Genomic DNA, 25,075 nt, shown 5'->3' on the forward strand with positions numbered 1-25,075 from the left:
TCTCATCACACCCTCAGCGACCGCCAACCTGGGCTTTCTCTTTCTGAGGCGGCGTGATGGAATCTCGGGGGTCCGACCCGCCGGGTCGGTCGCTGGGCGTTGCCCGGGGCAACGCGGGGACGCTGCAATCGCGAGGGCGGTGACGTGAGCAAACGACCAAAGACGGCAGGCTCCTTCCTGTCGCGTCTGCGTCGGCCGGCCGGCCGACTCCGCGACATGCCGATCTGGTCCAAGCTCGGTCTCATCATGATCGTGCCGACCATCGCCACGGTCGTGGTGGGCACCAGTGGCCTGGTCGACAACCTGCAGACGCTCAACAACGCCAACCGGGCCGGTGACCTGGCGAATCTCGTCGGCCACTCCGGTGACCTGGTCAACAGCCTCCAGGACGAGCGCACCTCCGCGGTCCTGCTGCTCGGTTCGCCGAAGGGACAGGCACGGGAGCAATACCAGGAGGCGTACAACCGGGTCAACTCCCGGGTCGACCAGTCCAAGCTGCCGTACCTGCGGCAGCGGGCCCAGCTGAAGGACCTCCCGGGCAGCCTGGAGACCCTGCTCGACCGGATCGACCAGGAGCTGACCGACCTGCCGGGCACCCGCAGCCAGGTCTACAACGGCAAGTTGACCATCAGCAACGCCGTCGGGTCGTACCAGGGCCTGATCGACCAGCTGATCAGCATCCGGGACTCGGTCACCCAGCTCGCCGGCGACAACGACCTGAGCGACCGGATGCGCGCCGCCACCGCCGTCGCCCGCTCCAAGGAGTTCCTGTCGCTGCGCCGCGTCGCGGTGCACCAGGTGCTCATCCAGAAGGCGTACATCTCGCCGCTGCGCCGGGACTACATCGCCAGCCAGGCCGGTGAGAGCCTGGCCCTGCAGACCTTCCAGTCGGTGGCGACCCGGGCCGAGCGGGAGTTCCTCACGCAGACCGTCACCGGCGCCGACCGGCGCCAGGCCGACAACTACAGCGGCTGGATGGACAGCCGCTCCAACGAGAGCATCGCCGGGGTGCCCTTCGGTCCGGACCAGTGGGACGCGGCCATGGTCTCCAACGCCGCGCTGATCCGCACCGTCGAGGTCAAGCTCGACGGCAACGTGGTCCGCCAGGCCGACGAACTGCGCTCGGACGTGCAGCGCACCGTCTTCCTGCAGACCGGCCTGCTGCTGAGCATGCTGCTGCTGGCCATCCTCTTCGCGTACCTGGTCGCCCGCTCGATGGCGCGCTCGCTGCGCGACCTGCGCCAGGGCGCCCTCTCCGTCGCCCAGTACGGCCTGCCTCAGGCGGTGGCCCGGCTGCGCGACCCGCAGGTCACCGGTCAGCTCTCCCCGGTCCAGCTCGCCAACCAGATCGCCGAGCCGCTGCCGGTGCGCAGCAAGGACGAGTTCGGCCAGGTGACCGAGGCGTTCAACGCGGTCCACCTGGAAGCGGTCCGCACCGCCGCCGAGCAGGCCGCACTGCGCTCCTCCGTCGCGACGATGTTCGTCAACCTGGCCCGCCGCTCGCAGATCCTGGTCGACCGGCTGATCGGCCACCTCGACCGGCTGGAGCGCGGCGAGGAGGACCCGGACCGCCTGGCCGAGCTGTTCCAGCTCGACCACCTGGCCACCCGGATGCGCCGCAACGACGAGAACCTGCTGGTCCTCGCCGGCGCCGACTCCACCCGCGTCCAGCGTGAGCCGGCCGCCCTGATCGACGTGCTGCGCGCCGCGCAGTCCGAGGTCGAGCACTACACCCGCATCGAGTTCGGGGTCATCGACCGGGACATCGAGGTCGCGGCCCACGCGGTCAACGACATGGTGCACCTGATCGCGGAGCTCTTCGACAACGCGACCGCCTTCTCGCCGCCGGACTCGCAGGTCATGGTCGAGGCACGCCGGATCGGGGACCGGGCCACCCTCTACGTCGAGGACCACGGCATCGGCATCAGCGCCGAGCAGTTGGCCGACCTCAACGAGCGGCTCGGCACGCCGCCCCAGGTCGACGTCGCCGTCTCCCGGATGATGGGTCTGGTCGTGGTCGCCCGCCTGGCGTCCCGGCACGGCGTCAAGGTCGAGCTGCGCCCCGGCTCCGACCGTGGCACGGTCGCCGAGGTCACCATGCCCACCTCCGTGCTGGTGCCCCGGGCGCTCTCCGGCCGGGGCCCGCAGGCCGCCGCGCTGCCCGCCGGCACGCCCGCCCCGCCGCAGCCCGGCCCGACACCGGTCTTCGGTGCGCTGCCCGCGCTCGGCAACGCCCCGACGCCGCCGGCTCCGCGCACCGGAGAGTCCGGCAACCAGATCACCCTCGGCGGCCGGCCGTTCGACCCGGCGCAGCGCAATGGCGCTCCGGCCAACGCCGGCGGTGGGCGTGCCATGCCGGCCTGGTCGGACCTGACCGGCGCCAGCGGGATCAACGGCAACGACAGCTTCGCCCCGCGGACCGCCAACGGGCAGCCGATCGATCCGCTGCCGCAGCGGCGCTCCTCCGACGGCGACCCGGCGGTCACCGGTCAGCAGCCGGGGGTCCCGCGGCAGCTGCCGCCCAGCCCCGAGGCGCGTCCGTACAGCGCACCGCCGTTCCCGCCGGTCTCCGCGCCCCCGATGGTGCCGCCGGTCTCTGCCCCGCCGCTGCCGCCGGTCTCCGGCGTCCCGGTCTCGGGCCAGCCGGTCTCCGCCGCCCCGGTCTCCGGCCAGCCGGTGTCGGCCGCGCCGGTCTCCGTGCCGCCCCGGCAGACCCCGCCCGGCGCGGGAGCGCCGCCGGCCTGGCCGCCGGTGGCCAACCCCGAGCGGGACGCGGCCGCCCCGCCGGTGCCCGAGCGGCTCGCCGCCGCGCTCGACATGACCACGGAGCTGCCCCGGGTGGCCCGCCCCGAGCCGTCGGCCCCGACCACCCCGCCGGTGGCGTCGGCCCCGGCCACCCCGCCGCCGGCACGGCAGCCTGCCGTCCCGCAGCCGCGTGCCGGCCAGGCCGCGCCGGTCAACCGGCCGCCGACCCCGCAGGAGACGGCGAACCGGCAGCGGTACGCGGACGAGACGATGGAGCTGCCGATCTTCAGGGAGCTGGAGTCGGCCTGGTTCCGCACCCGTAAGCCGGGCCCCGAGGAGGCGGCCGGAGCGAAGGCGTCCAACGGCACCGCGACCCAGCAGATGCCCGCCGTCGACGCTGCCGGTCGGCCCGTCCAGAACACCGCACCATGGACGGCAGGTGTCGCACCGATGGCAAACACTCCGACCGCCGGCGGGACACCGTTCGACGACGGCTCGGCGGCGAACGGGGGCACCCACCCCGGGCACACCGACGGTCTGCCCAACCGCCGGCCTGCCCCGCCGCAGTCCCCGGGCTGGCAGACCGCGGCCGACGACGGCTGGCGCGCCGCCGTCGCCGCCTCCGAGGTGCCGGTGGCGGCGACCACGCAGACCGGCCTGCCGAAGCGGACGCCGATGGCGCAGCTCGTGCCCGGGGCGGTGGAGAAGCCGGCCCCCTCGGTGCAGCGGCGTACACCGGAGGCCGTGCGCGGTCTGCTCTCCGCCTACCATCGAGGCGTGCAGCGCGGTCGCAGCAACCCCTCGGACAGCAACCCCACCAACCCGGAGGCGACTCCGGGAGGGCAGCATTCCTCGCAGCCTGGCTTCGGCCCGGCGGCCGGGAGCGGGCAGAAGGAGCAAGAAGGATGACAACTACGCAGGATCTCGGTTGGCTGCTCGCCAACTTCGCCGACCGGGTGCCCGGTGTCGCGCACGCGGTCGCCGTCTCCGCGGACGGCCTGCTCCTCGCGTCGTCACGAGACCTGCCGCGGGACCGGGCCGACCAGTTGGCCGCCATCGCCTCCGGTCTGGTCAGCCTGACCCAGGGCGCGGCCCGCTGCTTCGAGGGCGGCGCGGTGCTGCAGACCGTGGTCGAGATGGACAACGGCTTCCTGTTCCTGATGTCCATCTCGGACGGCTCCTCGTTCGCGGTGCTGGCCGCCCGTAGCTGTGACGTCGGCCAGGTCGGCTACGAGATGGCCCTCCTCGTCGACCGGGTGGGCGACGCGCTGACGCCGCAGCCGCGCACGGCTGTCGGGATGATGGGCTGACCGAGCTGACCAGGTGGTCGGCACGGCGGCAACGACACGACAACAACGACGGGTGCCACCGGGCGAGAGCCGGTGCCGGGTACGAAGGAGGTGAGCGGCGACATGGCCGATCGTGACGAACCGACCGGAGCGCTGGTCCGTCCATACGCCGTGACCCGTGGTCGTACCCGTCCCCGGCTCGACATCGCCCTGGAGGCGCTCGTCGAGACGACGGTGCGCGGTCGCGCCGCTGCCAGTGGCAACGGCGGCCAGGGCCGCGAGCACCAGTACATCGCCGCGCTGTGTGACGGACGCGTGCAGTCGCTGGCCGAGATCGCGGCGCGGATGCAGCTCCCACTGGGTGTGGCCCGGGTGCTCATCGCCGACATGGCGACGGACGGCCTGGTCGCGGTCCACGAGCCGACCATTCTGGACGACTCGGACGACGCGGTGGGCACTGAACTGCTGGAGAGGGTGCTGAGTGGACTTCGCAGGCTCTGACATGTCGCACCGGCCGCCGGCCCCGAGCGGGCGCGTGACGTCGGCGAAGATCGTTATCGCCGGTGGTTTCGGCGTCGGCAAGACGACGCTGGTCGGTTCGGTCTCGGAGATCACGCCGCTGACCACCGAGGCGATCATGACCTCCGCCGGCGTGGGCGTCGACGACACCCGGCAGGTGCCGGGCAAGACGACGACCACCGTGGCGATGGACTTCGGTCGTATCTCGATCGACCGGGACCTGATCCTGTACCTGTTCGGTACGCCTGGCCAGACGCGGTTCTGGTTCATGTGGGACGAACTGGTGCGTGGTGCGATCGGCGCCGTGGTCCTGGTCGACACCCGCCGGCTGGCCGACTGCTTCGCGGCGATCGACTTCTTCGAGCACCGGCGGCTGCCGTACCTGGTGGCCATCAACTGCTTCGACGGAATGCAGTACCACGACCCGCAGGACGTCCGGGACGCGCTGGCGATCCCGCACGACGTGCCGGTGGTGGCCTGCGACGCCCGTAACCGGGAGTCGACCAAGCACGTGCTGATCTCGCTGGTCGAGTACGTGCTGACCATGCGTCGCTCGCGCGCGGTCGCGCCCGCCTGACCGCTCCCGACGCGCCCGATGGCGGCTCCGGCCGTCACCGGGCGCGTCTTCGCGTCCTCGACCGCCCCGCCCGGCGTCGCGGAGTGGCTGGTCACCCGCGGGCGGCGCTCAGGAGATCCGGACCCAGCTTCCCCCGGACACCGTGTAGACGCCCAACGAGTCGCGCTCGAACCCGCTGTGCCGGATGGGCGTGAACGCGTACGGGCCCACCAGGCCGTCGGTGACCAGCGTCTGCAGGAACGCCCGGATCCGGCCCCGGTCGATGCTGGTGGACAGCCGGGCCGCGTCCGCGATGAGCCGGAGCGCGTCCGAGGCGTACGGGGCGAAACCGCTGAACCCGCCGTGCTGCTGGATGTAGCGGAACACGAAGTCCCGACGGGCCAGCGCCGCCGTGGTGGTGTTGGTGAGGGTGGAGCCACCCAGGCAGGCCGGATGCACCGCGTACGCGCCTTCCACGGCGGTCGCGTTGCTGCCCTCGAGGGTCTCCTCGGCCACGGCTGCGGCGTCGAGGAACAGTGGCCCGCGCCAGCCGGCCCGGCGCAGTGCCCGGGCGGCGCTGCCGGTGTCCGGGGCCGCGGACCAGAGGATCACGCCGTCCGGCTCGTCGGCCACCGTCTTCTCGGCGGCGTCGGCGAAGTCGGCGCCGCCGCGGGGGAGCCGTACCGCCCGGTCCAGTTCGAGCCCGACGGTCCGCAGGGCGGCCGTCACGGCCCGGACCCCGGAGTCGCCGTGCAGCCCGTCGGCGGCCAGCAACGCCACCCGCTCCAGGCCCTCCGAGCGGGCGAGCTGGGCCAGCCGGCGGGCCACATCGGCCGCGTCCGGGGTCAGCTTGTAGCTGAAGGTCCGCTGGGCCAGCGGCAGCACGATGCCGTCGCCGTGGGCGAGGGAGACGAACGGGGTGCGCAGCCGCTGCGCCACCCCCGCCACGGCCATGGCGGTCTCGGGCAGCGTGGTGCCGAGCAGGGCGTGCACGTGGTCGTCGCGGATCAGGTCGGTGGTCTGCCGGGCTGCGAGCCGGGCGTCGCCCCGGTTGTCCCGCACCAGCAGCCGTACGCTGCGACGCAGGTTGCCCACCTGGACCCGCTCGACGTTGATGTCCTCCAGGCTGATCCGCAGGGCCCGCTCCTGGAGCACGCCGAGGGCGGCGCCACGGCCGGTCAGCTCCAGGCTGACCCCGATCAACAGCTCCGGGCCGCCCGGGGAGGCGCTGCCGTCCGGCTCCGCGTCGTCCTGTGCGGTGGTGGGCCCGCAGCCGCTGAGCAGCAGGGCACCGGCCGCCGCGCTGAGCACTCCCCGTCGGGTGAGCATGGTGGAGTCGGTCATCGGTGTCGCCATTGGAGTCGCCTTCCCACCCCGGCGTCACCTGTCGCCGACGGTTCCGCCGGTATGCTCCCGGCCGCCGCGACCCGGCGTCAAATTACCCGGGTGTGGGTAGGAACACGCAGGTGGAAGGCGCTTCTGCGACGCTCAGGAGCGGTAGCCGGCGGACCGGAACTCGTACTCCCGGTCGTCGTCGCGCTCGGCCGGGTCGCGGCTGAAGTCCCAGCCGCCGGCCGACTCCCGGCCCGGGCGCCCACCCACCGCGAACCCGCCGATCTCCTGACCGCGACGCCAGCCGCGGAAGTAGCCGGTGGTGTTCTCGGCGAGGCTCGCCGCGTCCCGGACGATCCGCAGCGGACGTTCGTCGCGCAGCGGTGAGCCGGGCACCAGGTTGGCCTGCGGGACCCGCTTGGGCAGGCCGGCGGAGGTCTCCGCGCCGACGGCCGGGCGGGCCGCCTGCTCGGCGGCCTGCCAGCCGGTGTCCGCGGTGGTCGACCAGTCCAGCTCCGACTCCGCCTCCTCGCCGTGCCCGACGAACCAGGCGGACCTGGCCTGGGCGAAGATCAGCAGGTCGCCGTCACCCTCGTCCGAGATCGGCGGGGGCCGGTGCTCCATCGGCGCGGGCCGGCGCTCGACCGGGTCCGGACGGCGCTCGGGGTTCGGCCGGTCGGCGCGGGCGGCACGGCCGCCACGGCCCGCCTCCTCGCGGTCGACCAGGCGCAGCGGGGGCGTCTCCAGGCCCGGATCGGTGGGCGGATTGAGGCCGCCGCGCAGCGCCCGGTCGGCCAGCGGTGGTGGCTCCACGAGCCGCAGCATCGGCGGCTCCTGCGGCAGGTCGTCGGCGAGCCAGGGCGGGGTCACCCGCCGCTGGGCACCGGACTCGGCCGGGGCGTCCGTCGGCCGGCCGGCGCGCTCGCCGTACGGCGGCGTCGGCGTGTCGGCGGGACCGTCGGCCGGCTCGTCCGGGTTGTTGACCAGCGGCCAGTTGGCCCGGGAGCCCGGCGGCGCGGCCTCCGGCTCGGGGCGCGGGGTCGGCACCGGCACGTTCAGGTCGGTCGCGCTGAAGCCACCGGTGGGCGCCGAGAGCGCGCCGTTGGTCTTCGGGCGGGGCGGGATCACGGTGCGCTGCCGCTCGGCGCGGGCGCTGTTGATCGCCGCCGTGGTCAAGGTCGGCCGGAACGGCTCACCGGCCTCCGCGGGAGGCACGTTGCCGCGCTGCGTGGGCGCGATCGGCGTAATGCCGGGCGGCGGTGGGGGCGGCGCGGAGACCGGACGGTTGGCGGGAGCGTCCACCCCACGGCGCACCACCGGCATGGCGGGCTCGGTACGGGCGGGCGGCGCGGAGGCGGGCCGCGCGGACGCGGCCGGGGTGACCGGCTGCGGGGCGACCGGCGGCGGCGCGACGGGGCTGGGGGCGACCGGCGGCGGGCCCATCGGCCGGGGCCGGGTCGGCAGGGCACCGCCGGAGACCGGCTCGGGGCGGCTGCGCCGCCCGGTGGCCACGGGCGGCTCGGGCTCGGCGGGCCGGACGGGGCGCAGCCCGGACGGGCTGCCGCCGCCGGGCAGTTCGCCGACCGTCTCGCCACGGCGGGCGGCGGCCCGGCGGCCGGGTGCCGGGGCGGGGGTGACCCGGGCGCCGAGCGCGCCGACCAGGGCCTGGCAGCCGTCGTCACAGGCGCGCACCGCGGCGACGGCCTGCCGGACGGTCTCGGCGACGGCGGAGGTGAGCGCCCGGTTGACGGTGGCGCGGCGGGGCGTCTCGGAGATGGCCACCCGCAGCGCGGTCACCGCGGCGTCGATCTCCTCGACTTCCGCCACGCCGTCGGCGGCCAGGTGGGCGGCCACCGCGTCGGCGGCGACGGAGACCTCCCGGCCCTGGGCCGTCGTGCCGGCCAGCATGCCGGGCTCCGGCAGGGCGTCCAGGACGGCCAGCGACACCGGCTCGGCCGGGTCCGGGTATGCCCGCAGGGCGGCCGGGTAGAGCTCGCGCAGGACCTCGCGCAGTGCCACGGCGGCCGAGTGGCGGCCGCTGGAGAGGGCGGCGTGCGCCGCCAGGACCTGCTTGTAGCCGGCCAGGTCACGGGGGGCGGGGAGGGTGACCGCCGAGAGCGCGCCGGCCTGGAGGGCGCGGGCCAGGCCCACCGCCCGCCGCTCGGCCGGTGGGGACTGCATCTCCTCCAGGGAGTCGTCGTCGGCGAAGCGCTCGGCGAAGTCGTCGACCGAGTCGTCGTCCGCGATGGCGAGTGGACGCCCGGCGGCGCTCAGCAGCGAGGTGACCGTGTGGTCGTCGCTGTCGGCCGCGATCGCCACGCCACTCGGCCCGCCCGACCGCTCCACGAGCAGCGCGACCAGCCGGGCGTAGCCCGCCGGGTCGTCACCGATCTCGCAGACATGCAGCAGACGGCCTGCGTCGTCGACCACAGCGGACGTCAGCGCCGAACCGGTCGATGCCGGTCGGTCGGCCGGATCCGCCGAGGCCAGACCGCAGTACACGCGCACGAGCGCCACGGCGTCGTCCTCCTCCCGGGACACAGGTCCTGTTGTCGGCCAGAGACTGATGCTCCCCGTTCGGGGTCAGTCGCGCCAGTCCACGACGGCAGAGATCTTGCCGACAATGGTGCGCCAACCCAAACTCGCGGTTTGTGCCCCGATTTTCTTCAGCCGCCGCCGACCGAAGAATCCTCCGATCCCGCCATTGACAGAAGCGCGTAGCGCCTCGTCCAGATCGTCCAGGCTGGATCCGGCGGAGAGCATGTCCAGCACCGCCGGTAGCCGCAGCGCGTACGCCACGTCACGGGCCACCTCGCCGGCCTCGATCAGCAGCGCCGGGTCCCAGGTGTCGTGCCCGCCGCGCAGGTTCTCCACGACCAGGTCCAGCTCGTACGTGTCCTCGTCGAGGGGTACGACGTCGGCCGGTTCCACCCGTTCGGACAGTTCATTCCAGCTGTCCAGTTGGGACATGTCGTTGGGTGCGCCGGACCGGATGAAACTGACAAGCGCCTCGGGTGACTTGAAGAGCAGCAGCCGGCCCTTGTGGGTCAGGAAGAGCGGCACCTCCTCGTCGCCCGCCTCGTCCTGCTCGTCGGCATCCTCGTCGGATTCCTCGTCGTCGGTCGAGTCGGTGGCGTCACCGGCGCTCTTGCGGCGGGTGGCCTTCTCCTCGTCCTCGTCCTCCTCGGCGGTGAGCGCGGCGAACTCCTCGTCGAGGATCACCACCTCCTCGTCCTCGTCCTCGGTCTCGACGACCTGACGGCGGGCCAGGAAGGGGTCGTCGGAGTCGCGCTCGGCGACGTCGGTCGGGGTCAGCTCCCTGGCCGGCCGGTACGCCCGGAGCGTGAAGCCGGTGCCGGCGGGCAGCGCGATCTCCACCGGGTCGATCCGCACCTCGTCCCAGAGGGAGCGGTCGATCGTGCCGCGCTCCGCCGCGGTCTCGACCGGACCGTCGGTGGCGTCGAGCTCGGGCTCGTCGGCGTCGGGCCGTTGGGGCGACTGGCGGGCCACGCTGACCTCCGTGTGCGTCGGGTTGCGCACTGGCCGGCGGCTCGCGCCGGCCAGTGACTCTGGGCACATACCCTAGTGGTCCGTCCGTCGGGTGCCGACCCCGCACCCCGCTGGCGGTCCGTATGACCGACAAGTAGCCTAGCTACGTATGAAGGCCCAGTCGCTGCACGGACACCTCGACGCGCTGCTGCTGGCGGTGCTGGAGCGGGGCGCGCTGCACGGTTACGCCATCATCGAGGCGTTGCGCGCCCGCAGCGACGGCAGCCTGGATCTCCCCACCGGCACGATCTACCCGGCGCTGCGGCGGCTGGAGCGGGCCGGTCACGTGGTCAGCTCCTGGAGCACGGTGAACGGCCGGGAACGGCGCACCTACGAGCTCACCGACTCGGGCCGCCGGGCGTTGGCGGTCCAGCGGCAGGGCTGGCACGAGTTCAGCGCCACCGTCGGGCGCTTCCTCGGCCCCGACACCCCGCCGGCCACCCCCGTCTGAACCGCTGCCGCCCGACTCAACGGGCGGCGACCAGCCAGCTGCGGGCGGCCCGGCCCAGACTGAAGTAGGCAGCGCCGACCAGCACCGCTCCGACGAGCATCGGCGGCCAGGTCAGCGCGGCCTCCCAGATCCCCAGCGACCACGCGAACAGGGCGACCCCGGCGAGCGCGCCGAGCGCGAGCGCGCCGCTGAGCCCCAGCCCGATCAGCCGTCCCGACGCCGGGACACCCGCCCGGCCCCGGCGTGCCAGCCGCGTGCCGAGCGCCAACCCGGCCAGGGCGAGACCGGCGACGGTCAGCCAGATCCAGTTCAGCGACGCGGAGAGGAGCAGGTAGCCCTCGGGTGGCGGTGGGCCGCCGCTCCAACTCGACCCCTGCCAGGTGAGGTCGCCGGCGACGACCAGGACCACGGCCACCGCGAACGCCCGCAGCGACAGCCCGCGCAGCGCCCCCGCCGCCAACTCCGCCTGGTAGGCGGGCACGAGCTGCGCCGGGGTGCCGAACTCGGCCACCGCCCGGCGCTGCGCCTCCGTCGCCGGCAGCCCACCCTCCCGGTACGCCTCGGCGGCGTCGCTCAGCGCGTGGCGCAGCTCGACGATCAGCTCGGCCTTGAGCCGGGCCGGCCCGTGCAGCCGGTCGGCCAGCTCACGCAGCCGCTCCTCCACGCCGTCGCCCCCACGCATGCGCCCCACCCTGCCACGGTCGGCGGGCCGGCGCGTCGGGGAGATTCCCGGAACCGGCCTCAGGGCGCCAGGGCCTGTCTCACGAGTGTCGGTCGAGCCGAGGCGGCTGGGCCCGGCGCAGGCCGGTCAGCACCTAGGAAGCAGGCCCGAGGGCCAGGTAGCCCCGCTCGGCGGCCTCCTGGAGCAGCCACTGGTCCCGGTACCAGCCGGGGGCGGCCACCAGTTCGGCGTGCCGGCCGCGCTGGACGATCCGCCCGGCGTCCAGCACCACCACCTCGTCCAGCCCGTCGAGGCCGCTGAGCCGGTGGCTGATCAGCAGCACCGAGTGGCCGGCCGGAGTGGCAGCCAGCGCCGAGGCGAGCACCGCGTCGGCGGCGGCCGGGTCCAGCCCTTCGGTCGGCTCGTCCAGCACCAGCACCGGCGGGGTGGCGAGCAGCGCCCGGGCCAGCGCGAGCCGCTGCCGTTGCCCGCCGGAGAGCTGCCCGCCCTCCTCGCCGACCACGGTGTCCCAGCCGTCGGGCTGGTCGCGTACCCAGTCGAGCAGGCCGGCGGCCCGGGTCGCGGCGGCCAGCTCCTCCTCGTCCGCGCCGGGGCGGCCGAGCAGCAGGTTCTCCCGGACGGAGGCGTGGAAGACGTACGCCTCGGCGAGCAGCCCGCCGATCGCGCGGGGCAGCTCCTCGGCCGGGTACGCCGTCAGCTCCTCGCCGTCCAGGGTGACCCGGCCGGCGTCGGGGCGTACCGCGCCGGTGAGCACGGCGGCGAGGGTGCTCTTGCCGGCGCCGCTCGGCCCGACCACGGCGACCCGGCGGCCGGCCGGCAGGTCCAGGTCGAGCCCGTCCAGGGCGGGCACGGCGCCCTCCCGGTAGCGGACGCGTACCCCGTCGAAGCGCACGTCGTGCGACCCAGGGGTGACCGGCCGGCCGGTGGCCGGCGGTGGGCCGGTCTCGACCGGCGCGGCGAGCAGGTCGGCGACCCGGGCCAGGCCGGCCCGCAGCTGGGTCCGCTGCCGGGCCGCGCCGATCAGGGCCAGCGCGATCTCCACGGCAGCGAGGGCGCCGACGGCCAGCACGCCGACCAGCACCCCGCCCACCCCGGCGCGCAGCGCGACGAGCACCACCCCGGCGGTGGTCAGCCCGGCGACGAGGACCCCGGTCGCGTCGACCGCGAAGCCGGTGGCGGCGAGCCGGCGTTCCAACCGGGCCAGCCGGTCGGCCCGGTCGGTGGCGGCGCGCAGCGCCCGCCCGGCGGCGCCGAAGGCGGCCAGGTCGGCGGCGCCGTGGGTGAGGTCCACCGCGTCGGTGGCGAGCGCCCCGCGCAGCGGCGCCACCTCGTCGGCGGCGTGTCGGGTCAGCGCGGTGGCCAGTGCCGGCAGCGCCGTTCCGGCGACGAGCAGGCCCAGCGCGAGCACGGCGGCGGCGGGCGGCGAGACCAGTGCGGCCCCGCCGACGGCCAGCACGCTGACCAGGGCCGCCGCGGTGGCCGGTACGAGGACCCGCAGCAGCAGGTCCTGGACGGCCTCGACGTCGGAGACGAGCCGGCTCAGCGCGTCCCCGGTGCGCTGCCCGGCGGGCCCCCGGCGGGCGGCGAGGGTGGCGAAGACCCGGGCCCGGACGTCGGTGATCATGCGGAGGACGGCGTCGTGACCGGCGAGGCGTTCGGTGTAGCGGAACACGCCCCGGCTGATCGCCAAGGCCCGGACGGCGACGATGGCGACGGTCAGCCGGTCCAACGGGGGGCGGCCGGCGGCACTCATCAGCAGCCAGGTGGCGGTGGCCATCAGGGCCAGCCCGGCGAGTTCGGTGGCTGCGGCGAGCAGCCCGGCGCCGACCAGCCGGCCCAGGTAGGGGCGGGCCAGCCGCAGGACGACCCGCTCGGGGGAAGCACCGCTCATCGGGTCGCCTCCCCGGCCGGTACCCGGGTCAGCTCGGTGACCCGGCCGTCCGCCACCCGCAGGATCCGGTCGGCGTCGTCCAGCAGCGCGGGCCGGTGCGCGACCAGCAGCGCGGTACGCCCCGCGACCAGTCGCCGGGTCGCCGCGAGCACCACCGCCTCGCTGGCCGTGTCGAGCCGGGCGGTGGGCTCGTCGAGGAGCACCAGCGGGGCGTCCCGGAGGAAGGCCCGGGCCAGCGCGACCCGCTGCCGTTGCCCGCTGGACAGGCCGTGCCCGCGCTCGCCCAGCGTGGTGGCCAGCCCGTCGGGCAGGGCCGCGACCACGTCGTCCAGCGCCGCGTCGGCGACCGCCGTGGCGAGCGCCGCGTCGGGGGTGTCGGGGGCGCCGAGGCGGATGTTGTCGGCCAGGGAGGCGGCGAAGAGGTGGGCCCGCTGCGGCACCCAGGCGACCTGCCGCCGCCAGGTGTCGGGGTCGACGTCGGCCAGGTCGACGCCGTCCACGGTGACCCGGCCGGCGGTGGGGTGGACGAAGCCGAGCAGCAGGTTGAGCAGGGTGCTCTTGCCGGCGCCGCTGGGGCCGACGACGGCGATCCGTTCGCCGGGGCGGACGGTCAGCGTGACGTCCCGCAGCGCGGTCGTCCGCTCGTACTCGACAGTCACGTTCTCGAAGCGGATCTCGCCGTGCCCGTCCGGGGCCGCGACGGGCACGGCGGCCGGGGCGGCGGCCGGGGCGGCGGTGACGGTGAGCGCCTCGTCCAGCGCGGTCAGCCCCTCCATGCTGGCGTGGAACCGGCTGCCGGCCGACCGCAGCGGCAGGTACGCCTCCGGCGTGAGCAGCAGCACCAGCAGCGCGGTGGAGAGGGTGATCCCGCCGCCGAGCAGCCGGATGCCGACCGGCACCGCGACCAGCGCCACCGAGAGGGTGGCGACCAGCTCCAGCACCAGCGCGGAGAGGAAGGCGATGCGCAGCGTCTTCATGGTGGCGACCCGGTGGCCGTCGGCCATCCGGCGCACCACGTCGGTCTGGGCCCGGGCCCGGCCGAAGGCGCGCAGCGTGGGCAGCCCGGCGACCATGTCGAGGAAGTGCCCGCCGAGCAGCGACAACCGCCGCCACTGCCGTTCGGTGGCGGCCTGCGCCTGCCAGCCGAGCAGCGCGCCGAAGACCGGGAGCAGCGGGATGGTCAGCGCGACGATCAGCGCCGAACCCCAGTCGGCGAAGATCAGCCGGGCCAGCACGGCCAGCGGCACGGTCACGCTCAGCACGAGCTGGGGGAGGTAGCCGGTGAAGTAGGCGTCGAGCGCGTCCAGGCCGCGCCCGGTGAGGGTGGCGAGCTGGCCGGCCCGCTGGCCGGCGACCCAGCCGGGCCCGTGCCGGCCGACGGCGGCGAGCAGGTCGGCCCGCAGGGTCGCCTTCACGGTGGCCGCGGCCCGTGCCGCGACGGTGCCCTGCGCCCAGGTGACCAGCGCGCGGGCGCCGACGGCGGCGACGAAGCCGGCCAGCGCGACGGTGTCGAGCCGGCCGTCGATCGCGGTGGCCAGCACCGCGGCCAGGGCGGTCGCCTGCCCCACGACCAGCAGCGCCGTGAGCCCGCCGAGGACCGCGAGCACGGCGAGGTCGCGCCGGGCCGCGGGGACCCGGCGCAGCAGACGCGGGTCGAAGGGACGGCGGTTCACCAGTACACCGGTGCCCTGCCGTCGGTCCGTCCCCGGAAAATCCACCAGCACATCGCCTGAAAGCCTAGTAGGGCCGGCAGGAGCGGAATCGTGAGCCAGCCCAGCAGCCGCAGCGTCGGCCCGCTCGCCGCCGCCTCGGCCACGGTGAGCGTGGCCGACGGGTCGACCGTGGAGACCAGCACGGCGGGCCAGAGCACCGCCCCGACCAGCGCCACCGGCAGCGCCAGCGCCGCCCCAGTGGCGGCGAAGGCCACCCCGGGCTGCTGCCGGGCGAGCGCCACCCGTGCCACCAGCAACGCCGTGACCAGCGACAACGGCAGCAGTACGGCGGCCGGCGGCTGCTGTGCCGTGGCGCGTACCCGGTCGGAGAGCAGGCCCAGGGCGGTGGCGGCGGCGACCGCGGTGACCGCCACCGGGATGAGCCGTCCGGCGAGCCGGCCGAGGACGGCGGCGTCGGCGGCCGGCAGCCGCAGCGTGAGGAACGTCGCACCGTGCGCCGCGACCAGCGCGAGCATCGCCAGCCCGGTGGCCGCGACGAACGGGGTGGCCAGGTGGGTCACCCCGGCGACGTGGCCGTCGGCGTGCAGGGGTACGCCCTGCAACAGCCCGCCGAGCAGCCCGCCCCAGCCGGACGCGGCGAGCGCGCTGCCGACGACCACCACCCGGTCCCACCCGGCGCGGGCCGGCTGCCCGCTCGGCCGGCTGCGCAACTGCACGCCCACGGTCACCAGGATCACCCCGACCAGCGCCCCGACCACGACGGGGTAGAAGCCGGAGAGCAGTTCCCCTTCGAGGGTGGGGAAGGCGCCGAAGAGGATGCCGACGAAGGCCACCAGCCAGACCTCGTTGCCGAGGAAGAACGGGCCGAGCGCGGTGAGGTTGGCGCGACGGGTTCCCGGGCCGCCCCGGGCGAGCAGCAGCCCGACGCCGTAGTCGTAGCCGCCGAGGACGAGGTAGCCGGCGAAGAAGAGGCCGAGCAGGGCGTACCAGGCGAGTTCCACGGGGTCTCCCTCAGGCGAAGGCGGGTGCGGGACGGGGTTCGTCGTCCGGTGTCCCGGGTGGCCGGCCGAGCGCGGGGTCGGCGGCGCCCCGGGCGGCGTGCCGGGCGAGCAGCACCCAGTTGGTGACCGCGAGCGCGCCGAGCAGGAGGCTGAACCCGATCAGCGAGGCGAGCATGACCCCGGGGTCGACCCTGGAGACGGCCTGTTCGGTGGGGAGCAGCCCGTACGCCACCCAGGGCTGGCGGCCGACCTCGCGGGCGATCCAGCCGAGGACCACCGCGACGAACGGCAGCGGCACGGCGAGCATGATCAGCCAGAGCGGGAAGCGCAGCCGGATGATCCAGTCCCGCCAGAGCAGCGGCAGCAGCAGCCAGACGGCGCCGAGGGTGAAGCCGATCAGGATCATGAAGCCGAGCCCGACGCTGGAGAGCACCGGCGGGGTGTAGTCGCCGGGGCCGAAGCGGGCGGTCCACTCGGTGACCAGCGCGTCCGCGGCGGGGGTGCCGCCGAACTTGGTGGGCTGCACCTGCCCGACCGGGCCGAACTGGGCGAAGCCGAAGCCCTGCACCAGGGTGACCGCGCCGGCCGCGGTGACCAGTCCGATCCGCAGCGAGGTGCGGAACAGCAGGAAGTCGGGGGTACGCCGGATCAGGTGCCAGGCGCTGACGGCGGCCATCAGGATCCCGCCGGTGAGCAGCGCGGCGGCGACCACGTGCCCGTACGCCATGCCGAAGGTGGGGTTGGTGAGCAGTGCGCCGAAGTCGGTGAGGTGGGCGATTCCGTCGCGTACCTCGTACCCGACCGGGTTCTGCAGCCAGGCGTTGGCCACCATGATCCAGAAGGCCGAGGCGTACGCGGTGAGCGCGACGCCCCAGAGCAGCGCGAGGTGCACGCCCCGGCGCAGCCGGTGCCAGCCGAAGATCCACATGCCGAGGAACGTCGACTCCAGGAAGAACGCCACCAACGTCTCGATGGCCAGGGGTGCGCCGAAGACGTTGCCGACGTAGCGCGACAGCCCGCTCCAGTTCAGCCCGAACTGGAACTCCATGACGATGCCGGTCGCGATGCCGAGCACGTAGTTGATCACGTAGAGCTGGCCCCAGAAGCGGGTCAGCCGCTCCCACGTCGGGTTGCCGGTGAGGAACCCGGCGGTCTGCATGCCGACCAGCAGGGTCACCAGGCCGAGGGTGACCACCACGAAGAGGAAGTGGATCGAGGTGGTGGTGGCGAACTGCAGGCGCGCGAGGAGCAGGGTGTCCATGGCCGCTCTCCAGGAGTTGGCTCTCTTGTCGTAGCCAGGCTACGCGTAGGAATGCTACCTATCAGTCGGTGAAGATCCCTAGGGGTACGCGCGGGATGCCGCCGCCGGCTCTCCGGCCGGCCGACGCGGCGGTCAGCTCAGGAAGAGGGAGACCGGCAGGGCGACCAGGATGGCCGCGACGGCCAGCGCGGTGGCCCCGATGACCCGGGGCGGCCGGTCGGCGACCATCAGCCGCTGCACCCGGACGTCGAGGTCGCGGTCGCCGACGCCGAGCGTGCCCGCCGGGGTGATCCGGTCGTCGCAGGCCGCGAAGCGGCGCAGCGCCCCCGCCAGCGGGGCCTCGGCGTGCAGCTCACGGGCCTTGTCGTCGGCCCGCATCTCGACCAGCAGGGCGACCCGCTCGTGCGCGTCGCGCACCCAGCGGAACCAGGGCAGCGCGCGGCGGAGCGCGGTGAACGGCAGCAGCACCAGGTCGTGCCGCTCCTGCGCGTGCGCCCGCTCGTGGGTGAGCACCGCCGCCAGCTCGGCCCGGTCCAGCAGGTCGAGCGTGCCGGCGCTGACCACCACCCGGGGCCGCACCCCCGGCAGGCAGTACGCCGCGGCGCTCGGGTGGTCCAGCACCAGCGCGCCCGGCACCGTGGGGTCCCGGCGGGCGACCAGGGTCAGCAGGTCCCGGTGTCGGCGCTGGGCGCGTACGGTCGCCTGGACGCTGCGGACGGTCGTGGCGAGCAGGACCGCGCCGATGCCGAAGCCGACACCGACCAGGCCGAGGTGCACGGCCCCCACACCGACCGGGAGGGTGCCGTGGCTCAGATCGGCGGCGAGAGCGAGCAGGGCGCTGCCGGTCGGCAGGTCGTACGCGGCCAGGCCGAGCGCCATCGGCAGGCCCATCGCGGAGAGGCCGACCGCCAGCCCGACCGCCTGCCAGCAGACGATCGCGACCCGGGGGGCCCGCCACGTCCAGGTCGACGCGGCCAGGACCTGCGCGGTCAGGTAGCCGGCCAGCATCGACGCGGCGAAGTGCACGGCGAAGGCCACGGCGCCCGTCCCTACCGGTCCGTCGCCTCGTCGGCGGCCCTGCTCCGGCCGGCGCGCGGGTCGTCGATCCGGTCGGTCAGCCCCGCCTGCCCGCCGAGCGCCGCGCGGAGCACGTCCGCCTCGGTGCCGGTCACCGAGCGGGCGAAGCGGACCAGGGCCGCGTCCCGACTGCCGCCGAGGTCGAGCGCGTCGAGCATGAGCTGGGCGATGTGCGCCTCCCGGCTGGCGGCGGCCCGGTAGCGCCAGGCACGCCCTTCCCGCTGGCGCCGCACCATGCCCTTGCCGGCCAGCCGGTCCAACACCGTCATCACCGTGGTGTACGCCAGCTCGCGCCCGTCGAGGGCGTCGGCGACCTCCCGCACGGTCACTCCGTCCGACGTGGCGGGGACCGAGTCCCACAACACGTCCATCACCGCACGCTCAAGATCGCCCAGCCGAGTCACCCCGCAATCCTACCCCGCGTAGTAGACCGGGCGGCACGCCCGGCACCCCGCTGATCGAGAACCCGCGAGCTAGACCCCCTTCGGGTGCCAGACCGTCTTCGTCTCCAGCAGGGTGGTCATCCGGGTGATGCCCGGGTCGGCGGTCCAGTCGTGGTCGGCCGGGGCCGGCCGGAGCACCCGCTTGAGGTTCTGCGCCGCCTTGACCTCCAGGTCGGCGGCGAGCTCGGCTTCGGTCACCCCGGTCAGGTCGATCGCGTTGACGTCCATGTGCGCGGCCAGCGCCGGCGCCGTCTCGGTGATCTTTCCGGTGAGGATGTTCACCACCCCGCCGGGCAGGTCCGAGGTGGCCAGCACCTCGGCCAGGGTCACCGCCGCCAGCGGCGCCGACGGCGAGGCCGCCACCACCACCGTGTTGCCGGTGACGATCGCCGGGGCGATCACGCTGACCAGACCCAGCAGCGCCGGCTGCTCCGGGGCCACCACGGCCACCACGCCGGTCGGCTCCGGCGCCGACAGGTTGAAGTACGGGCCGGCGACCGGGTTGGCGCCGCCGTACACCTGGGGGAGCTTGTCGGACCAGCCGGCGTACCAGACCCACCGGTCGGTCGCCGCGTCCACCTCGTCGGCCGGGACGCCCAGGGCGACGAACTGCTCGCGCCGGCCCTCCAGCATCTCGGCGACCCGGTAGAGGATCTGACCCCGGTTGTACGCGGTGGCCCCGGCCCACCCCTTCACGGCGGCGCGGGCGGCGACCACCGCGTCCCGGGCGTCCTTCCGCGACGCCAATGACACGTTCGCGTCCTGCACGAGATACGACCGTCCCGACTCGCTGCGCGGGAACTTCCCGCCGATGAAGAGCTTGTACGTCTTGCGTACCGCGACCCGCTCAGACATTGAGGTAGCCCTCCAGCCCGTGCCGGCCGCCCTCGCGACCGTAGCCCGACTCCTTGTAGCCGCCGAACGGCGAGGTGGGGTCGAACTTGTTGAACGTGTTGGCCCAGACCACACCGGCGCGCAGCCGGTCGGCCGTCCACAGGATCCGGGAGCCCTTGTCGGTCCAGATCCCCGCCGACAGCCCGTACGGCGTGTTGTTGGCCTTCTCGACGGCCTCCGCCGGGGTCCGGAAGGTCAGCACGGACAGCACCGGGCCGAAGATCTCCTCGCGGGCGATCCGGTGCGCCTGGGTGACCCCGGTGAAGATGGTCGGCGCGAACCAGAAGCCCCGCTCGGGCAGCTCGCACGCGGGCGACCAGCGCTCGGCGCCCTCGGCGGAGCCGGCGTCGGACAGCTCCCTGATCCGGGCCAGCTGGGCGGCCGAGTTGATCGCGCCGATGTCGGTGTTCTTGTCCAGCGGGTCGCCGACGCGCAGCCGGGCCATCCGGCGCTTCAGCGACTCCAACACCCGGTCGGCGACCGACTCCTGGACCAGCAGCCGGGAACCGGCGCAGCAGACGTGGCCCTGGTTGAAGAAGATGCCGTTGACGATGCCCTCGACGGCCTGGTCGACCGGGGCGTCGTCGAAGACGATGTTGGCGGCCTTGCCGCCCAGCTCCAGGGTGAGCTTCTTGCGGGTGCCGGCGACGGCCCGGGCGATGGCCCGGCCGACCTCGGTGGAGCCGGTGAAGGCGACCTTGTCCACGCCCGGGTGCTCGACCAGCGCCCGGCCGGTGTCGCCGGCGCCGGTGACGATGTTGACCACGCCGGCCGGCAGGTCGGCCTGCTGGCAGATCTCGGCGAAGAGCAGCGCGGTCAGCGGGGTGGTCTCGGCCGGCTTCAGCACCACCGTGTTGCCCGCCGCGAGCGCCGGGGCGATCTTCCAGGCCAGCATGAGCAGCGGGAAGTTCCACGGGATGACCTGGGCCGCGACGCCGAGCGGCTTCGGGTCGGGGCCGAAGCCGGCGTGCTCCAGCTTGTCGGCCCAGCCGGCGTAGTAGAAGAAGTGCGCGGCGACCAGGGGCAGGTCGACGTCGCGGGACTCCTTGATCGGCTTGCCGTTGTCCAGCGACTCCAGCACGGCCAGCTCGCGGGAGCGCTCCTGGATGATCCGGGCGATCCGGAACAGGTACTTGGCCCGGTCCCGGCCCGGCATCGGGCCCCAGACCTTGTCGTACGCCGTGCGGGCGGCGCGGACGGCACGCTCGACGTCCTGGCCGCCGCCCTCGGCGATCTCGGCCAGCACCTCCTCGGAGGCCGGGTTGATCGACTTGAAGCTGCCGCCGTCGGTCGGGTCGACGAACCGTCCGTCGATGAAGAGCCCGTAGGAGGGCTTGAGGTCCACCACCGAGCGCGACTCGGGGGCGGGCGCGTATTCGAACATCACTCTCAGTCCAGGGTGAAGTAGTCGGGACCGGAGTAGACGCCGGTCGTCAGCTTGGTGCGCTGCATCAGCAGGTCGTTCAGGAGGCTGGACGCGCCGAACCGGAACCAGTCCGGGTCCAGCCAGTCCGCGCCGACGGTCTCGTTGACCATCACCAGGTACCTGATCGCGTCCTTGGTGGTCTTGATGCCGCCGGCCGGCTTCACGCCGACCTGCCGGCCGGTGGCGGCGCGGAAATCGCGGACCGCCTCCAGCATCACCAGGGTCACCGGCAGCGTCGCGGCGACCGGGACCTTGCCGGTGGAGGTCTTGATGAAGTCGCCGCCGGCCAGCATGGCCAGCCAGGACGCCCGTCGCACGTTGTCGTACGTGGCCAGCTCGCCGGTCTCCAGGATCACCTTCAGGTGGGCTGCCGGTCGCCCCTGGCGACCGCCGTCAGCAGAGCCGCAGGCTTCCTTGATCGCGACGATCTCGTCGTAGACCTCCTGGTAGCGGCCGGCCAGGAACGCACCCCGGTTGATCACCATGTCGATCTCGTCGGCACCGGCCTCGACGGCCGCCCGGGTGTCGGCCAGCTTGACCTCCAGCGGCGCCTGGCCGGACGGGAAGGCGGTCGCCACGCTGGCCAGGTGCACGCCGCTCCCGCGCAGCACCTCGGCCACGTACGGAACCATGGCGGGGTAGACGCAGACCGCGCCGACGTGCGGGCAGGACGGGTCGGCCGGGTCGGGGCGCAGCGCCTTGGCCGCGAGCGCCCGCACCTTGCCGGGGGTGTCGGCCCCTTCGAGGGTGGTCAGGTCGACCATCCGGATGGCCAGGTCGATGGCCTGGGCCTTGGCCGTGGTCTTGATGGACCGGGTGCCGAGTTGTGCCGCCCGCTGCTCCGCGCCGACCTGGTCCACGCCGGGCAGGCCGTGCAGGAAGGTCCGCAGAGCGGTCTCGGATCGTCCCAGCTCGGAGAGGTCCGACCGGGCCGACGTCGTCGTCGCCGTCATGCCCCGAATACTACGCATCCACACCCCGAGTGATCTTGGTCACAGCGACTCCGTCGGCAGTGCCACACGTGAGCGGCGTCGCTGGTGGGGCGCACCCGCAGTGCCGGACCGGGCGGACCGGTAGGTTGAGCGATCGTGGACGTACACGTCATTGACCACCCGCTCGCCCAGTCGCGGCTGACCGCCATGCGCGACGCCCGCTCCGACTCCTCGTCGTTCCGGGCGGCGCTGCACGAACTCACCACCATGCTGGTGTACGAGGCCGCGCGCTCCTTCCCCGTGGAGAAGTTCCCGGTGCAGACCCCGGTCACCGGGACCGAGGGCACCCGGCTGGCCAACCCGCCGCTGCTGGTGCCGGTGCTGCGGGCCGGGCTGGGCATGGCCGACGCCGCTCTCGGCCTGCTGCCGGAGTCGTCGATGGGCTTCGTCGGCCTCGCCCGCGACGAGCAGACGTACGAGCCGCGCGCGTACATGGAGTCGCTGCCCCGGGACCTGACCGGCCTGCCGGTGCTGGTGCTCGACCCGATGCTGGCCACCGGTGGCTCGCTGGAGCACTGCTGCCGGCTGCTCGCGGAACGGGGCTGCACCGACATCACCGTGCTCTGCGTGCTCGCCGCGCCGGTCGGCATCGAGCGGCTGGCCCAGTCCGGCCTGCCGCTGCGCCTGGTCACCGCCGCAATCGACGAGGGGCTGAACGACAACATGTTCATCGTCCCGGGCCTCGGCGACGCCGGTGACCGGCAGTTCGGCGGCATGCCCCGGTTCTGACCGGCGTGCCGGCCCGCCGGCTCCCCGGCGGGCGGGCCCGGGCGCGTTGTGGCGCGGCAGGTGCGCGCAACCGCTACCGTCTCGGGCCATGACTGGTGTTGCGCTCGCCGAAGAGCTGCTGCTGTTGGCGTACGACGACGAGACCGGCCGGGCGACCATGCCGCGGATCAGCCTCGACCTGGGCATGGCCGCGGCCGTCCTGGTGGAGCTGGCCCTGGCCGGCCGGATCGCGTACGCAGACGGGTCCCTGGTGGCGACCGACCCGACGCCGCTCGGCGAGCCGATCGTGGACGGGGTGCTGGGCCGGATCGCCGCGGACGCCCCGCGCAGCCCGTCCTCCTGGGTGCAGCGGCTCCGGCACGGCCTGCGCGACCGGATCCTCGCCGACCTGGTGGACCGGGGCGCGGTCCGCGACGTCGAGGAGACCGAGCTGGACTTCATCGTGGTGCACCGCTACCCGGCGGCGGATCCCTCGGTGGAGGAGGACACCCGCGGTCGGCTCGGCGCGGCGCTCGCCGACGGGCACCTGCCCGACGAGCGGACCGCCGCGCTGGCCACCCTGGTGGCGGTGCTGCGGATGGAGCCGGCGCTCGGTCTGACCGGCGGCGACGCCGTGGACGCCCGCCGACGGCTGGAGGAGATCGCCGGCGGCGCCGGCTTCTCCGGCAACGTCAGCCTCGACGACTCCGTCGTCCGCCCCTCCGTCGGCCTGGTCGTCGCCGCCCTGGCCCAAGCTGTAGACGCCGCCCTGGGCCCCCGCCCCTGACCCCCCGCCCTCTCGCCCCGCCCCCGCCTCGTTGATCAAGAGGTTTGCGCCTTCGGGAAACGCTCTCCAGGACGCAAACTTCTTGATCAACAGCGTGTCGGGGGCGGGGCCGGGTGGGGATCAGAGGTTGAGGGCGGTGGCGATCTCGGTGCGGAGGGTCGCGATCGCGGTGTGGGCGCGGGTGCGGGCCGTGGCGACGTCGCCGTCCGCGACCGGCTCCACCACCTCCAGGTACGCCTTCAGCTTCGGCTCGGTGCCGGAGGGCCGGATCACCACCCGGGCGGCGGCGGTCCGCAGGATCACCACGTCGGAGGCGGGCAGGAGGTCCTGCGCCTCGGTGACCGGCTGCCCGAGCAGCGCGGTCGGCCTGGCCGCCCGGATCCGGGCCATCGCGTCGGCGATCACCCGCAGGTCGTCCACCCGCACCGAGAGCTGGTCGGTGTGGTGCACGCCGAACTCGGCGGCCAACTCGTCCAGCCGGTCGGTGAGCGTACGCCCCTGCGCCTTCAGCCCGGCGGCCAGCTCCGCGACGGTCAACGCGGCGGTGATGCCGTCCTTGTCGCGTACGTGCTCCGGGGCGACGCAGTAGCCCAGCGCCTCCTCGTACCCGAACACCAGCGGCTGCGCCCCACCACCGGCCCGGACGATCCACTTGAACCCGGTCAGCGTCTCGTCGTACGGCAGGCCCCGGGCGGCGCACATCGCCCGCAGCAGGGACGACGACACGATCGTGGTGGCGTACAGGCCGCTCACCCCGCGCCGCATCAGATGGTCGGCGAGCAGCGCGCCCACCTCGTCCCCGCGCAACATCCGCCAGGATCCCGCCTCGCGGACGGCCACCGCGCAGCGGTCCGCGTCCGGGTCGTTGGCGATGGCGACGTCGGCCCCCGTCGCGTCGGCGAGCGCCACCAGCCGGTCCACGGCGCCCGGCTCCTCCGGGTTGGGGAAGCTGACCGTCGGGAATGCCGGGTCCGGCTCGGCCTGGTCCGGCACCACGCCCGGCACCGGGAAGCCGGCCCGGGCGAAGGCGGCGGTCAGCACCGCGGCGCCCACCCCGTGCAGCGGCGTGTACGCCACCTTCAGGTCGCGGGGGCCGTCCGGGTCGATCACCGCGGTGGCCCGCTCCACGTACGCGGCCGTCAGGTCGTCACCGAGCACCTGGCCGGCCGGGCCGAGAGGGACCTGCGCCAGCGGGCCGACCGCCCGGATGGCCGCCTCGATCCCCGCGTCGGCCGGCGGCACGATCTGCGCGCCCGCGCCGAGCACCCCGCCGAGCTGGGCACCCAGGTAGACCTTGTAGCCGTTGTCCTGCGGCGGGTTGTGGCTGGCGGTCACCATCACCCCGGCGACCGCGCCCAGGTGCCGTACCGCGTAGGCCAGCACCGGGGTGGGCAGCGGGCGGGGGAGCAGCAGCGCCGGCCGGCCCGCCCCGGTGGCCACCTGGGCGGTGCGCTCGGCGAACGCGCGGGAACCGTGCCGGGCGTCGTACCCGATCACCAGCGGGCCCTCGCCGCCCTCGGCGGCGAGCCAGGCGACCAGCCCGGCGGCGGCCTGGGTGACCACGGCGAGGTTCATGCCGTTGGGGCCGGCGCGCAGCGGGCCGCGCAGCCCGGCGGTGCCGAAGGTCAGCGGCCCGGCGAACCGGTCGGCCAGCTCCGGCGCGCTGCCCGGCAGCCGGTCGAGCACCGCCCGGAGCTCGTCCCGGCTGGCCGGATCGGGGTCGTCGTCGAGCCAACGCCGGGCCTGGTCGCGAAGGTCGTCAAGGTCAGTGGTTTCCGCCGCCATTGCCTATGGATAGC

21 protein-coding genes are annotated in these 25,075 nt (G+C 74.5%); 7 read left to right on the top strand and 14 right to left on the bottom strand.

Annotation, left to right across the window (positions count from 1 at the left end; translation table 11 throughout):
- The first annotated feature begins 144 nt into the window (after positions 1-144).
- The 4 genes from GA0070560_RS05825 to GA0070560_RS05840 all read left to right on the top strand — a co-directional run bounded on the left by GA0070560_RS05825 (position 145) and on the right by GA0070560_RS05840 (position 5,130).
- On the top strand, positions 145-3,654 hold the full coding sequence (locus GA0070560_RS05825) for a sensor histidine kinase (RefSeq protein ID WP_091292278.1): 3,510 nt from the start codon (positions 145-147) through the stop codon (positions 3,652-3,654).
- The gene (locus GA0070560_RS05830) at positions 3,651-4,055 is read left to right on the top strand and encodes a roadblock/LC7 domain-containing protein (RefSeq protein WP_013283992.1); all 405 of its coding nucleotides are present in this window, start codon (positions 3,651-3,653) and stop codon (positions 4,053-4,055) included. Before GA0070560_RS05825 ends, GA0070560_RS05830 begins: the two co-directional genes overlap by 4 nt.
- 102 nt (positions 4,056-4,157) lie before the next feature.
- Positions 4,158-4,535: a DUF742 domain-containing protein gene (locus tag GA0070560_RS05835; RefSeq protein ID WP_088973509.1), complete on the top strand. Its 378-nt coding sequence runs from the start codon at positions 4,158-4,160 to the stop codon at positions 4,533-4,535.
- A 1-nt stretch (position 4,536) separates the two neighbouring features.
- Entirely contained in the window at positions 4,537-5,130 is a 594-nt protein-coding gene (locus GA0070560_RS05840; RefSeq protein ID WP_091292281.1) for a GTP-binding protein, read from the top strand.
- A gap of 108 nt (positions 5,131-5,238) precedes the next feature.
- On the opposite strand, the gene GA0070560_RS05845 is transcribed toward GA0070560_RS05840, so the two are convergent.
- The 3 genes from GA0070560_RS05845 to GA0070560_RS05855 all read right to left on the bottom strand — a co-directional run bounded on the left by GA0070560_RS05845 (position 5,239) and on the right by GA0070560_RS05855 (position 9,981).
- Entirely contained in the window at positions 5,239-6,465 is a 1,227-nt protein-coding gene (locus GA0070560_RS05845; RefSeq protein WP_091292284.1) for an ABC transporter substrate-binding protein, read from the bottom strand.
- Positions 6,466-6,597: 132 nt separating this feature from the next.
- On the bottom strand, positions 6,598-8,982 hold the full coding sequence (locus tag GA0070560_RS05850) for a transposase (RefSeq protein WP_091292287.1): 2,385 nt from the start codon (positions 8,980-8,982) through the stop codon (positions 6,598-6,600).
- A 42-nt stretch (positions 8,983-9,024) separates the two neighbouring features.
- Positions 9,025-9,981 (bottom strand): DNA primase, encoded by a 957-nt coding sequence (locus GA0070560_RS05855; protein WP_091292289.1) that lies wholly within the window; start codon positions 9,979-9,981, stop codon positions 9,025-9,027.
- A gap of 118 nt (positions 9,982-10,099) precedes the next feature.
- Here GA0070560_RS05855 and GA0070560_RS05860 point away from each other — a divergent pair, with 118 nt between their 5' ends.
- A complete protein-coding gene (locus GA0070560_RS05860; RefSeq protein ID WP_091292291.1) occupies positions 10,100-10,441 on the top strand; it encodes a PadR family transcriptional regulator in 342 nt (113 codons plus the stop codon).
- A gap of 16 nt (positions 10,442-10,457) precedes the next feature.
- Here GA0070560_RS05860 and GA0070560_RS05865 read toward each other — a convergent pair whose 3' ends face one another.
- From GA0070560_RS05865 to deoC, 10 genes are all read right to left on the bottom strand, one after another.
- Positions 10,458-11,123, bottom strand: coding sequence for a permease prefix domain 1-containing protein (locus tag GA0070560_RS05865; protein WP_091292292.1), 666 nt, complete (start codon positions 11,121-11,123; stop codon positions 10,458-10,460).
- A 133-nt stretch (positions 11,124-11,256) separates the two neighbouring features.
- A complete protein-coding gene (gene cydC, locus GA0070560_RS05870) occupies positions 11,257-13,014 on the bottom strand; it encodes a thiol reductant ABC exporter subunit CydC (RefSeq protein ID WP_091292294.1) in 1,758 nt (585 codons plus the stop codon).
- Complete coding sequence (gene cydD, locus GA0070560_RS05875) at positions 13,011-14,687, bottom strand: thiol reductant ABC exporter subunit CydD (RefSeq protein WP_091292296.1); 1,677 nt, start codon at positions 14,685-14,687, stop codon at positions 13,011-13,013. Before cydD ends, cydC begins: the two co-directional genes overlap by 4 nt.
- The gene (locus tag GA0070560_RS05880) at positions 14,684-15,688 is read right to left on the bottom strand and encodes a cytochrome d ubiquinol oxidase subunit II (RefSeq protein WP_091292298.1); all 1,005 of its coding nucleotides are present in this window, start codon (positions 15,686-15,688) and stop codon (positions 14,684-14,686) included. The genes cydD and GA0070560_RS05880 overlap by 4 nt, the downstream gene beginning before the upstream one ends.
- Positions 15,689-15,698: 10 nt before the next feature.
- Complete coding sequence (locus tag GA0070560_RS05885) at positions 15,699-16,949, bottom strand: cytochrome ubiquinol oxidase subunit I (RefSeq protein WP_091292300.1); 1,251 nt, start codon at positions 16,947-16,949, stop codon at positions 15,699-15,701.
- A 132-nt stretch (positions 16,950-17,081) separates the two neighbouring features.
- Positions 17,082-17,987, bottom strand: a complete 906-nt coding sequence (locus GA0070560_RS05890) for a M56 family metallopeptidase (RefSeq protein ID WP_091292303.1) — start codon at positions 17,985-17,987, stop codon at positions 17,082-17,084.
- An 11-nt stretch (positions 17,988-17,998) separates the two neighbouring features.
- Positions 17,999-18,430 (bottom strand): BlaI/MecI/CopY family transcriptional regulator, encoded by a 432-nt coding sequence (locus GA0070560_RS05895; RefSeq protein WP_091292306.1) that lies wholly within the window; start codon positions 18,428-18,430, stop codon positions 17,999-18,001.
- 69 nt (positions 18,431-18,499) lie between these two features.
- Entirely contained in the window at positions 18,500-19,324 is an 825-nt protein-coding gene (locus GA0070560_RS05900; protein ID WP_091292309.1) for an aldehyde dehydrogenase family protein, read from the bottom strand.
- The gene (locus GA0070560_RS05905; protein WP_091292968.1) at positions 19,317-20,747 is read right to left on the bottom strand and encodes an aldehyde dehydrogenase family protein; all 1,431 of its coding nucleotides are present in this window, start codon (positions 20,745-20,747) and stop codon (positions 19,317-19,319) included. Before GA0070560_RS05905 ends, GA0070560_RS05900 begins: the two co-directional genes overlap by 8 nt.
- A gap of 5 nt (positions 20,748-20,752) precedes the next feature.
- On the bottom strand, positions 20,753-21,742 hold the full coding sequence (deoC, locus tag GA0070560_RS05910; protein WP_091292311.1) for a deoxyribose-phosphate aldolase: 990 nt from the start codon (positions 21,740-21,742) through the stop codon (positions 20,753-20,755).
- A 135-nt stretch (positions 21,743-21,877) separates the two neighbouring features.
- Between deoC and upp the strand changes: the two genes are divergently transcribed.
- On the top strand, positions 21,878-22,510 hold the full coding sequence (gene upp / locus GA0070560_RS05915) for a uracil phosphoribosyltransferase (protein ID WP_091292314.1): 633 nt from the start codon (positions 21,878-21,880) through the stop codon (positions 22,508-22,510).
- Positions 22,511-22,598: 88 nt separating this feature from the next.
- Complete coding sequence (locus GA0070560_RS05920; protein ID WP_091292317.1) at positions 22,599-23,276, top strand: GOLPH3/VPS74 family protein; 678 nt, start codon at positions 22,599-22,601, stop codon at positions 23,274-23,276.
- A gap of 120 nt (positions 23,277-23,396) precedes the next feature.
- On the opposite strand, the gene GA0070560_RS05925 is transcribed toward GA0070560_RS05920, so the two are convergent.
- Positions 23,397-25,061 (bottom strand): phospho-sugar mutase, encoded by a 1,665-nt coding sequence (locus tag GA0070560_RS05925; RefSeq protein ID WP_091292319.1) that lies wholly within the window; start codon positions 25,059-25,061, stop codon positions 23,397-23,399.
- Positions 25,062-25,075: the final 14 nt, after the last annotated feature.

Origin of the sequence: Micromonospora halophytica (genome assembly GCF_900090245.1) — a bacterium.
GTDB lineage: Bacteria > Actinomycetota > Actinomycetes > Mycobacteriales > Micromonosporaceae > Micromonospora > Micromonospora halophytica.

Bases quoted from the DNA above. Each gene is read 5' to 3' on its own strand.
- GA0070560_RS05830 (WP_013283992.1), top strand. From the start codon at position 3,651: ATGACAACTACGCAGGATCTCGGTTGGCTGCTCGCCAACTTCGCCGAC.
- GA0070560_RS05835 (WP_088973509.1), top strand. From the start codon at position 4,158: ATGGCCGATCGTGACGAACCGACCGGAGCGCTGGTCCGTCCATACGCC.
- GA0070560_RS05840 (WP_091292281.1), top strand. From the start codon at position 4,537: ATGTCGCACCGGCCGCCGGCCCCGAGCGGGCGCGTGACGTCGGCGAAG.
- GA0070560_RS05845 (WP_091292284.1), bottom strand. From the start codon at position 6,465: ATGGCGACACCGATGACCGACTCCACCATGCTCACCCGACGGGGAGTG.
- GA0070560_RS05860 (WP_091292291.1), top strand. From the start codon at position 10,100: ATGAAGGCCCAGTCGCTGCACGGACACCTCGACGCGCTGCTGCTGGCG.
- GA0070560_RS05865 (WP_091292292.1), bottom strand. From the start codon at position 11,123: ATGCGTGGGGGCGACGGCGTGGAGGAGCGGCTGCGTGAGCTGGCCGAC.
- cydC (WP_091292294.1), bottom strand. From the start codon at position 13,014: ATGAGCGGTGCTTCCCCCGAGCGGGTCGTCCTGCGGCTGGCCCGCCCC.
- GA0070560_RS05885 (WP_091292300.1), bottom strand. From the start codon at position 16,949: ATGGACACCCTGCTCCTCGCGCGCCTGCAGTTCGCCACCACCACCTCG.
- GA0070560_RS05900 (WP_091292309.1), bottom strand. From the start codon at position 19,324: ATGTCTGAGCGGGTCGCGGTACGCAAGACGTACAAGCTCTTCATCGGC.
- GA0070560_RS05905 (WP_091292968.1), bottom strand. From the start codon at position 20,747: ATGTTCGAATACGCGCCCGCCCCCGAGTCGCGCTCGGTGGTGGACCTC.
- deoC (WP_091292311.1), bottom strand. From the start codon at position 21,742: ATGACGGCGACGACGACGTCGGCCCGGTCGGACCTCTCCGAGCTGGGA.
- GA0070560_RS05920 (WP_091292317.1), top strand. From the start codon at position 22,599: ATGACTGGTGTTGCGCTCGCCGAAGAGCTGCTGCTGTTGGCGTACGAC.
- GA0070560_RS05925 (WP_091292319.1), bottom strand. From the start codon at position 25,061: ATGGCGGCGGAAACCACTGACCTTGACGACCTTCGCGACCAGGCCCGG.